Source organism: Pseudomonas psychrophila HA-4 (genome assembly GCF_000282975.1).
GTDB classification, from domain to species: Bacteria; Pseudomonadota; Gammaproteobacteria; order Pseudomonadales; family Pseudomonadaceae; genus Aquipseudomonas; species Aquipseudomonas psychrophila_A.
In genome coordinates, this window is record NZ_ALJC01000135.1 from 19166 (window position 1) to 29534 (window position 10369).

Here is a 10369-nt window from a genome sequence, read left to right on the forward strand (position 1 = left end):
TACGGTTCCTGAATCGGGGCAGCGCCGCCCTTAAGCAGCGCCGCCATCGATTGTCAGTTTCAAGCGTTGGCGCGGTCTAGCAGGTACTGCGTCAGCAGAGGCACAGGGCGGCCACTGGCGCCTTTGTCCTTGCCGCCGCTGACCCATGCGGTGCCAGCGATGTCTAGGTGAGCCCAGTGGTAGGCCTTGGCAAAGCGCGACAAGAAGCAACCTGCGGTGATAGCGCCGCCTTTAGGGCCGCCAATGTTGGCCATGTCGGCAAACGGGCTGTCCAGTTGCTCTTGGTATTCGTCGAACAACGGCAATTGCCAGGCGCGGTCGTCAGCTTGTTTGCCGGCTTCCAGCAGTTGGCCGATCAGTTCGTCGTTGTTGCCCATCAGGCCCGAGGTGTGGGCGCCCAGAGCGACCATGCATGCGCCGGTCAGGGTGGCAATGTCGATCACCGCCTGTGGCTTGAAGCGTTCTGCGTAGGTCAGGGCATCGCACAGCACCAGACGGCCTTCGGCGTCGGTGTTGAGGATTTCAACTGTTTGACCGCTCATGGTGGTCACGATGTCGCCCGGACGGGCTGCGCCGCCGCTTGGCATGTTCTCGGCACACGCCAGGATGCACACCAGGTTGATCGGCAGTTTGAGCTCAAGGACTGCCCGCAAGGTGCCGAACACGCTGGCTGCACCGCCCATGTCGTACTTCATTTCATCCATGCCAGCGCCCGGCTTGAGGCTGATGCCGCCGGTGTCGAAGGTGATGCCTTTGCCGACCAGTACAAACGGTTTCTCGGATTTCTTGCCGCCTGCGTAGTTCATCACGATCAGGCGTGGCGGCTGGTCGCTGCCCTGGCCGACCGCGTAGAACGCGCCCATGCCTAGTTCCTTGATTTTCTTCTCGTCAAGAATCTCGACCTTAAGGCCTTTGAATTCCTTGCCCAGTTCCTTGGCTTGTTCGGCCAGGAAAACCGGGTGGCAGATGTTTGGCGGCAGGTTGCCCAGGTCGCGGGTGAACGACATGCCGCTGGCAATGGCGTGTGCATGGGTCACTGCGCGCTGGACTTCGGCCTGGGCTGCCTTGATGGTCAACAAGGTGATTTTCTTCAGGGCGCGAGGTTCGGCTTTCTGGCTTTTGAAGCGGTCGAAGGTGTATTCGCCGTCGATCAAGGTTTCAGCCAACAAACGGGTTTTGCTGTAGCTGTCGCGACCTTTGACTACCAATTCGTCGAGTGCGAACACGGCATCGCTGCCACCCAGACCTTTCAGTACGCTCAGCGCGCCGCTGATGATCTTGCGCAAAGGGCGGTCGCCCAGTGCTTCGTCTTTGCCCGTGCCGAGCAACAGCACGCGTTCGGCTTTGAGGTTTGGCAGGTTGTGCAGCAACAGGCTTTGGCCGGTTTTTCCAGCGATGTCGCCACGCTTGAGCACGGCGGTTATGGCGCCACCGGTGAGCTCGTCGATGGCTTTAGCAGTAGGGCCGAGTTTGCGGCCTTCGCTGATGGCAACCACGAGAGTGGCCGTTTTCAACGTTTCTGGGCTGACGCTTTTTACAACCAGTTCCATGTCCGGGTCCCTGAATCAAATGGTCAACGTGCGCACAAACGGTGTTGTTTGCTTGCTTAAAAGATGAAGCGCTTCACCTGTGGTTCAGGCGGGCGTCAAGGCGGGCAGTTTGAACCTCGTCGGCCGAGCCTGACAACCCTCGATCAGCGCTTTAAAGCCTTGGGTTAGCATGCGCAGTGACAGGCGCGGTCATTCACAGGATAATGCGCCATCTTTTTAAACGGCTAGGCTCATCTGCATGAGCGTGTGCCGACTCGTTATGCCGTTTGTTTGGCCGCCTTAGCCTGACGACCCCTGGAGTGTCTGGTTTGATCGTCTTCCGTTATCTATCCCGCGAAGTCCTGCTTACATTGAGCGCTGTCAGCGCTGTGCTGCTGGTCATCATCATGAGCGGTCGCTTCATCAAATATCTGGCTCAGGCTGCCTCTGGCGCTCTGGATCCAAGCTCGTTGTTCATCATCATGGGCTTTCGTCTGCCAGGTTTTATGCAACTGATCCTCCCTTTGGGGCTGTTTCTGGGCATTCTTCTGTCGTACGGGCGCATGTACCTCGAGAGCGAAATGACAGTGTTGTCGGCTACGGGCATGAGTCAGCAGCGCTTGCTGGGCATTACCCTGTTCCCGGCCACTATTGTGGCGCTGATCGTTGCTTGGTTGAGCCTAAGCCTTGCGCCACAGGGGGCGACGCAGTTTCAACTGCTGTTGAACAAGCAAGATGCCCTGACCGAGTTCGATACCCTGGAGCCGGGTCGTTTTCAGACCTTGAACGATGGCTCGCGTGTGACCTATACCGAAGAGCTGACGAATGACCGCTCTCATTTGGGTGGGGTGTTTATCAGTCAAAAGAACCTCGGCCAAGATGCCAAGGACCGCAGTATTTCGATTCTGGTCGCCGCAAAAGGGCGTCAGGAAGTGCGTCCGGACGGCAGTCGCTGGTTGATTCTGGACGACGGCTACCGCTATGACGGTAACCCAGGGTTGGCGGACTATCGCGCCATCAAGTACGACACTTATGGCGTGCTGCTGCCTAAGCCTGAAGTCAGCAATGAAGTGACAGATCGTGACGCGATGCCCACCAGCAGTCTTATGGGCAGTACCGACGTACGCGCGATTGCTGAATTGCAGTGGCGTATTTCCATGCCGCTGCTGGTCTTTATCGTGACGTTGATTGCCGTCCCGCTGTCTCGCGTCAACCCGCGGCAGGGGCGCTTCCTCAAACTGTTGCCTGCCATTCTTCTCTATTTGGGTTATGTGACCGCTTTGATCCTGGTACGTGGGGCCCTTGAAAAAGGCAACATTTCACCGACGCTGGGTCTGTGGTGGGTACATGGCCTGTTCTTGATCATTGGCCTGCTGTTGTTTTACTGGGAGCCGTTGCGCTTGAAATTGGCGAGTCGCCGCAGCGTGAAGGAGCTGGCTCATGGTTAAGCTCGATCGCTATATTGGCAAAAGTGTGTTTTTGGCGATCTTGGCCGTATCCGGGATTATTTTAGGGTTGGCGTCGCTGTTCGCATTCATCGATGAGATGAAGAACATCTCCAGCAGCTACACCATGATGGATGTGCTCAGTTTTGTAGTGCTCACAGCTCCGCGACGCCTCTATGAGATGTTGCCGGTGGCGGCACTGATTGGCTGTCTGATTGGCTTGGGCAGCCTAGCGAGCAATAGTGAATTGACCATCATGCGTGCGGCAGGTGTGTCCACCAGTCGTATCGTCTGGGCGGTCATGAAGCCCATGCTGGTCTTGATGCTGGCCGGTATTCTGATTGGGGAATACCTAGCGCCTGCCACTGAATCTGTGGCTCAAGCTAACCGTGCCTTGGCGCAGGGCGGCGGTGATGCGCAAAGCTCCAAGCATGGTATGTGGCACCGTGAAGGTGATGAGTTCATCCACATCAACGCGGTGCAGCCTGATGGCAAATTGCTGGGCGTGACCCGTTATCGCTTCGATAAAGAGCGTCATCTGCTGTCCGCGAGTTTTGCCAAGAAGGCCACCTTCGAACAGGATCACTGGCAATTGGGCGAAGTGGCGACCACGGTTTTCCATGACCGCAGCACTGAAGTCATTAACACGCCCGAGGAGCGCTGGGACGTTTCCTTGAGTCCAGAATTGCTCAGTACCGTGGTCATGGCGCCAGATGCACTGTCGATCTCCGGGCTGTGGGGCTACATCCACTACTTGAAAGATCAGGGTCTGAGTAACGGCCGCTACTGGCTGGCATTTTGGGTCAAGGTGTTGCAGCCACTGGTGACTGCGGCGCTTGTCTTGATGGCGATTTCTTTCATCTTCGGGCCGTTGCGTTCTGTTACTTTGGGGCAGCGAGTATTTACCGGTGTGCTGGTGGGGTTTGCGTTCAAAATCGCCCAGGACCTGCTGGGGCCAGCCAGTTTGGTGTTTGGCTTCTCGCCGTTGTTTGCGGTGCTACTGCCAGCAGGTATCTGTGCCTTGGCCGGGACCTGGCTGTTGCGTCGAGCCGGCTGATCAACTGCCGTTTAGCTGATCAAAGGCCTCTATCTCAGGATAGGGGCTTTTTTGTGGGAGGCCATTGGCCTGTGAACGTGACGCTTGGCTCAGGGATCAGGTACAATTCCCGGCTATTTTTCGGCGGGCAGTCTGCCTGCGACTTTTTTTGAGTGTTGACCCGTGAGTGATTTGAGTCATATCCGCAATTTCTCCATCATCGCCCACATTGACCATGGCAAGTCGACGCTGGCCGATCGTTTCATTCAGATGTGCGGTGGTCTGACTGCCCGCGAAATGGAAGCCCAAGTACTGGATTCCATGGACCTGGAGCGTGAGCGTGGGATTACCATTAAGGCCCACAGCGTAACCTTGTACTACACGGCCAAAGACGGCATTACTTACCAGCTGAACTTTATTGACACCCCCGGCCACGTTGACTTCACCTATGAAGTCAGCCGTTCTCTGGCCGCCTGTGAAGGTGCGCTGCTGGTGGTCGATGCAGGGCAGGGCGTAGAAGCCCAGTCCGTAGCCAACTGCTACACCGCTATCGAGCAAGGCCTTGAAGTGATGCCGGTCTTGAACAAGATCGACCTGCCACAGGCTGATCCGGACCGTGTCAAAGAAGAAATCGAAAAGATCATTGGCATCGACGCCACTGATGCCGTGACCTGCAGTGCCAAGACCGGTCTGGGTGTAGACGAGGTGCTCGAGCGCCTAGTGCACACCATTCCTGCGCCAACCGGCAACATCGAAGATCCGCTACAAGCGTTGATCATCGACTCCTGGTTCGACAATTATCTGGGCGTTGTGTCCCTGGTTCGCGTGCGCCACGGCCGTGTGAAAAAGGGCGACAAAATCCTGGTTAAATCCACCGGCAAGGTTCACTTGGTGGACAGCGTCGGCGTATTCAACCCGAAGCACACTGCCACCGCCGACCTTAAAGCCGGTGAAGTAGGCTTCATCATTGCGGGTATCAAGGACATTCATGGCGCGCCAGTGGGCGACACCCTGACTTTGAGTTCGACCCCTGATGTGGACGTGCTGCCAGGTTTCAAACGCATTCAGCCACAGGTATACGCGGGTCTGTTCCCGGTCAGCTCCGATGATTTCGAAGATTTCCGTGACGCTCTGCAAAAGCTGACGCTCAACGACTCGTCGCTGCAATACACGCCAGAAAGTTCTGACGCACTGGGCTTCGGCTTCCGTTGCGGCTTCTTGGGCATGTTGCACATGGAAATCATCCAGGAGCGCCTAGAGCGCGAGTACGACCTGGACCTGATCACCACAGCGCCGACCGTAATTTTTGAGCTGGTGCTCAAGAGCGGTGAAACCATTTATGTCGACAACCCGTCCAAGCTGCCGGACCTGTCGGCGATCGAAGATATGCGCGAGCCGATCGTGCGTGCCAACATCCTTGTGCCTCAAGAGCATCTGGGCAACGTCATAACCCTGTGTATTGAAAAACGTGGCGTACAACACGACATGTTGTTCCTGGGTACCCAGGTACAAGTGACCTACGATTTGCCGATGAACGAAGTGGTTCTGGACTTCTTCGACCGTCTCAAATCCACCAGTCGCGGCTATGCTTCGCTCGATTACCACTTCGATCGTTATCAGTCGGCTAATCTGGTGAAGCTGGATGTGCTGATCAACGGTGACAAGGTCGATGCCCTGGCCCTTATCGTGCACAAGGAAAACGCGCACTACAAAGGTCGGCAGTTGACCGAGAAGATGAAAGAACTGATTCCGCGCCAGATGTTCGACGTCGCGATCCAAGCCGCCATTGGCGGACAGATCATTGCGCGAACCTCTGTCAAGGCACTCAGAAAGAACGTACTGGCCAAATGCTACGGTGGTGACGTTAGCCGTAAGCGCAAGCTGTTGGAAAAGCAAAAGGCCGGTAAAAAACGCATGAAGCAAGTAGGTAACGTGGAAATTCCACAAGAAGCCTTCCTTGCGGTGCTCAGGTTGGATAGCTAGGTCCTATGTCACTAAATTTCCCGCTGTTGCTGGTCATTGCTGTTGCCGTCTGCGGTTTGCTGGCGCTGCTCGATTTGGTCTTCCTGGCACCGCGCCGGCGCAAGGCCATTGCCAACTATCAAGCCACTGTTCCAGCGGCTGATATGCAGGTAATCGAAAAGCTCAACAAAGAGCCGTTGCTGGTTGAATACGGCAAGTCGTTCTTCCCGGTGTTGTTCATTGTGCTGGTGCTGCGTTCGTTTCTGGTTGAGCCGTTCCAGATTCCGTCCGGCTCGATGAAACCGACACTGGATGTGGGCGACTTCATTTTGGTGAACAAGTTTTCGTACGGGATCCGCCTGCCGGTGGTCGATACGAAAATCATCGAAGTGGGTGATCCGCAGCGCGGGGATGTGATGGTCTTTCGCTACCCAAGCGACCCGACAGTCAACTACATCAAGCGTGTAGTGGGCCTGCCGGGCGACAAGATTCGCTACACCAGCGACAAGCATTTGTACGTCAATGGTCAACGGGTTGCCGAGCAACTGGTCGGCGCCGAGCCCGGCACATTGGGCAGCGCCGAGTTGTACAAAGAGAAGCTGGGCGAAGTCGAGCACATGATCCGCAAGGAAATGAGCCGCTACCGCGCGCCGCCTGATAACGAGTGGACAGTTCCGGCTGGTCACTACTTCATGATGGGCGACAACCGCGACAATTCGAACGACAGCCGTTACTGGGATGATCCGAACATTCCCAAAGACGAGTTGGGCATGGTTCCCGACAAGAACATTGTCGGCAAGGCCTTCGCTGTTTGGATGAGCTGGCCAGAACCCAAAATGAGTCACCTGCCGAATTTCTCGCGGGTGGGTCTGATCAAGTAGCCAAGACGGCGCTGTTAATAACAGCGCCGAATGCTTTTCAGGCGCCCCCATAAATGGGGCGTTTGACGGTTCTTACGACCGTCTGCCGTCTCAGGCAGGTTGGTCAACTGTATTCAGGATGTGGATTTGAACAAAGCGTTAAGTGTGACGGCGGCGAACAGCCTGTTCCCTGTCCATTTGCTATGCGATAAACGAGCATCACTGATCCCTAATATCGGTCCGGTGGTGACATTCGGCCACGAACTCAGCGTGGGTAAATCGTGAGTTTTTCTTTAAATCGTTTAGAGCGTCAGCTCGGCTATACCTTCAAGGACCAGGAACTGATGGTTCTGGCCCTGACACACCGCAGTTTTGCGGGTCGCAATAACGAGCGCCTAGAGTTCCTGGGTGACGCTATCCTTAACTTTGTTGCCGGTGAGGCGTTGTTTGATCGCTTCCCGTTGGCCCGTGAAGGCCAGTTGTCGCGCTTGCGCGCGCGCTTGGTGAAGGGCGAAACCTTGGCCGTATTGGCCCGTGGTTTTGAGTTGGGCGAGTATTTACGTCTGGGTTCGGGCGAGTTGAAGAGCGGCGGTTTTCGTCGCGAGTCGATCCTGGCTGATGCGCTTGAAGCGCTGATTGGCGCCATTTATCTGGATGCGGGCATGGAAACTGCTCGTGACCGTGTATTGGCTTGGCTGACGAGCGAGTTCGAGACCCTGACCCTGGTCGATACCAATAAAGATCCAAAGACCCGCCTGCAAGAGTTCTTGCAGTCGCGCGCCTGTGATCTGCCGCGTTACGAAGTGGTGGATATTCAAGGTGAACCGCATTGCCGCACATTCTTCGTTGAGTGCGAGATTGCCCTATTGAATGAAAAAAGCCGGGGCCAGGGTGTGAGCCGTCGTATTGCCGAACAGGTAGCGGCCGCCGCAGCACTGATTGCCCTTGGCGTGGAGAATGGCCATGACTGATTCAACTGAAACTCGCTGTGGCTATGTCGCCATTGTTGGTCGACCAAACGTGGGTAAATCCACACTCCTGAACCACATCTTGGGTCAAAAGCTGGCGATCACCTCGCGTAAGCCGCAGACCACCCGCCACAACATGCTGGGCATCAAGACCGAAGGCAACGTGCAAGCGGTCTATGTTGATACTCCGGGCATGCACAAGGGCGGTGAAAAGGCGCTGAACCGCTACATGAACAAAACCGCCTCGGCAGCGTTGAAAGACGTCGACGTGGTGATCTTTGTCGTGGATCGCACTAAGTGGACTGACGAAGATCAGATGGTACTTGAGCGCGTTCAGTACGTGACCGGCCCATTGATCGTTGCGCTGAACAAGACCGACCGTATCGAAGACAAGGCTGAGCTGATGCCGCACCTGAGCTGGCTTCAGGAGCAACTGCCGAACGCCCAGATCATCCCGATCTCTGCTCAGCATGGCCACAACCTCGATGCCCTTGAGCGTGTGATTGCTGAGCATCTGCCGGAGAATGAACACTTCTTCCCGGAAGATCAGATCACTGACCGCAGCAGCCGCTTCCTGGCCGCTGAGTTGGTACGTGAAAAGATCATGCGTCAAATGGGTGCGGAGTTGCCGTACCAGATCACTGTTGAGATCGAAGAGTTCAAGCAGCAGGGTAAGACCTTGCACATTCACGCGCTGATTCTAGTTGAGCGTGATGGCCAGAAAAAAATCATCATTGGCGACAAGGGCGAGCGCATCAAGCGCATCGGTACCGAAGCGCGCAAAGACATGGAGCTGCTGTTCGACTCCAAAATCATGCTTAACCTGTGGGTCAAGGTTAAAGGCGGCTGGTCCGACGACGAACGCGCCCTGCGTTCGCTGGGCTATGGCGACCTGTAACGGGTCGTAATATCCCCTGTAGGAGCGGGCTTGCTCGCGATAGCATCAACTCGGTATGCCTGACGTGCCGAGGTGTTTGTATCGCGAGCAAGCCCGCTCCCACTTTGGTCTGTCGCTGTTTTCGCGGGCGGTGTTAGCCACCAGAGATACCTGACTCCCATGTCCAGCAAAACCATCGTCCCCCAACTCGCTTACGTCCTACACAGTCGCCCTTATCGTGAAACCAGTGCGCTGGTGGATTTCATCACGCCTCAAGGTCGGTTGCGCGCTGTGCTGCGCAGTGCGCGGGGTAAGGCGGGCAGTCTGGCTCGACCTTTTGTGCCACTGGAAATCGAATTCCACGGCCGTGGTGAGTTGAAAAACGTCGGCCGCATGGAAAGCGCAGGTATCTCCACCTGGCTCAATGGCGAAGCCCTGTTCAGCGGGCTCTACCTCAACGAGTTGCTGGTTCGCCTGCTACCTGCCGAAGACCCGCACCCCGCCGTGTTCGATCACTATGCTGCCACGCTATTGGCGCTGGCTGAAGGGCGACCGTTAGAGCCTTTGTTGCGTGCTTTCGAATGGCGTCTATTGGATGATCTGGGCTATAGCTTTTCGTTGACCCAAGACATTCACGGCGAACCGGTTGAAGCCGATGGCTTATACCGCTTACAAGTAGATGCGGGGCTTGAGCGCGTCTGGCTCTTGCAGCCGGGCTTGTTCAAAGGGGCGGAGTTGCAGGCCATGTCTGAGGCGGACTGGACGGCTGCCGGTGCTTTATCGGCGGCCAAACGCCTGATGCGCCAGGCTTTGGCGGTTCATCTGGCCGGTAAGCCATTGGCCAGTCGTGAGTTGTTTCGCAAGCCCTGAATAGATCGGTATGCTGTGCGCCGAATCTTCAGCTCTTCAGGAGAGCCCACGTGACCACAAGCAATCGCATTCTTCTCGGCGTGAATATCGACCACGTAGCCACGTTGCGTCAGGCGCGCGGCACGCGTTACCCGGATCCGGTCAAGGCGGCTCTGGACGCGGAGGAGGCGGGCGCCGATGGCATTACCGTGCACCTGCGCGAAGACCGTCGTCACATTCAAGAGCGCGATGTATTGCTGCTTAAGGACGTGCTGCAAACGCGCATGAACTTCGAGATGGGTGTGACCGAAGAGATGATGGTGTTTGCCGAGCGTATTCGCCCTGCACATGTCTGCCTGGTACCGGAAACCCGTCAAGAACTCACCACCGAAGGCGGTCTGGACGTTGCCGGGCAAGAAGCGCGGATCAAGGCTGCGGTTGAGCGACTGGCTAAAATCGGCTGTGAGGTCTCGCTGTTTATCGACGCCGATGAACGTCAGATCGAAGCTTCGCGCCGTGTTGGCGCCCCCGCCATCGAACTGCATACCGGTCGTTATGCCGATGCCCTGACCCCGACTGAAGTCGCCGAAGAGCTGAAGCGAGTGGCGGATGGTGTGGCTTTTGGTCTGGGGCAGGGGCTTATTGTTAACGCCGGCCATGGTCTGCACTACCACAACGTCGAAGCCGTGGCGGCGATCAAGGGCATCAACGAATTGAACATTGGCCATGCGTTGGTGGCGCATGCACTGTTCGTCGGCTTCAAGTCGGCCGTTTCCGAGATGAAAGCCCTGATTCTGGCGGCCTCAAAAGCCTAAGACATATTCCAAACCTGTAGGAGCGAGC

9 protein-coding genes are annotated in these 10369 nt (G+C 56.4%); 8 read left to right on the top strand and 1 reads right to left on the bottom strand.

What is annotated here, in order from left to right:
• Positions 1-59 precede the first annotated feature (59 nt).
• On the bottom strand, positions 60-1550 hold the full coding sequence (locus tag B347_RS0123535) for a leucyl aminopeptidase (protein ID WP_019412148.1): 1491 nt from the start codon (positions 1548-1550) through the stop codon (positions 60-62).
• 308 nt (positions 1551-1858) lie between these two features.
• On the opposite strand from B347_RS0123535, the gene lptF reads away from it, so the two are divergent.
• The 8 genes from lptF (at position 1859) to pdxJ (ending at position 10341) form a co-directional block, all read left to right on the top strand.
• Positions 1859-2977 carry an LPS export ABC transporter permease LptF gene (gene lptF, locus B347_RS0123540; RefSeq protein ID WP_019412149.1) on the top strand — a complete coding sequence of 373 codons (1119 nt, stop codon included), beginning with the start codon at positions 1859-1861 and terminating at the stop codon, positions 2975-2977.
• Entirely contained in the window at positions 2970-4031 is a 1062-nt protein-coding gene (gene lptG, locus B347_RS0123545) for an LPS export ABC transporter permease LptG (protein ID WP_019412150.1), read from the top strand. The genes lptF and lptG overlap by 8 nt, the downstream gene beginning before the upstream one ends.
• A 162-nt stretch (positions 4032-4193) precedes the next feature.
• On the top strand, positions 4194-5993 hold the full coding sequence (gene lepA, locus B347_RS0123550; protein ID WP_019412151.1) for a translation elongation factor 4: 1800 nt from the start codon (positions 4194-4196) through the stop codon (positions 5991-5993).
• 5 nt (positions 5994-5998) lie between these two features.
• Positions 5999-6853: a signal peptidase I gene (lepB, locus tag B347_RS0123555; RefSeq protein ID WP_019412152.1), complete on the top strand. Its 855-nt coding sequence runs from the start codon at positions 5999-6001 to the stop codon at positions 6851-6853.
• Between the two features lie 260 nt (positions 6854-7113).
• Positions 7114-7803: a ribonuclease III gene (rnc, locus tag B347_RS0123560; RefSeq protein WP_026014383.1), complete on the top strand. Its 690-nt coding sequence runs from the start codon at positions 7114-7116 to the stop codon at positions 7801-7803.
• Complete coding sequence (gene era, locus B347_RS0123565) at positions 7796-8698, top strand: GTPase Era (protein WP_019412154.1); 903 nt, start codon at positions 7796-7798, stop codon at positions 8696-8698. Before rnc ends, era begins: the two co-directional genes overlap by 8 nt.
• A gap of 159 nt (positions 8699-8857) precedes the next feature.
• A complete protein-coding gene (gene recO / locus B347_RS0123570; protein ID WP_019412155.1) occupies positions 8858-9547 on the top strand; it encodes a DNA repair protein RecO in 690 nt (229 codons plus the stop codon).
• 50 nt (positions 9548-9597) lie between these two features.
• Positions 9598-10341 carry a pyridoxine 5'-phosphate synthase gene (pdxJ, locus tag B347_RS0123575; protein WP_019412156.1) on the top strand — a complete coding sequence of 248 codons (744 nt, stop codon included), beginning with the start codon at positions 9598-9600 and terminating at the stop codon, positions 10339-10341.
• Positions 10342-10369: the final 28 nt, after the last annotated feature.

Excerpts from the sequence above, each read along its gene's own strand:
- B347_RS0123535 (WP_019412148.1), bottom strand. The coding sequence starts at position 1,550 with ATGGAACTGGTTGTAAAAAGCGTCAGCCCAGAAACGTTGAAAACGGCC.
- lptG (WP_019412150.1), top strand. The coding sequence starts at position 2,970 with ATGGTTAAGCTCGATCGCTATATTGGCAAAAGTGTGTTTTTGGCGATC.
- lepB (WP_019412152.1), top strand. The coding sequence starts at position 5,999 with ATGTCACTAAATTTCCCGCTGTTGCTGGTCATTGCTGTTGCCGTCTGC.
- era (WP_019412154.1), top strand. The coding sequence starts at position 7,796 with ATGACTGATTCAACTGAAACTCGCTGTGGCTATGTCGCCATTGTTGGT.
- recO (WP_019412155.1), top strand. The coding sequence starts at position 8,858 with ATGTCCAGCAAAACCATCGTCCCCCAACTCGCTTACGTCCTACACAGT.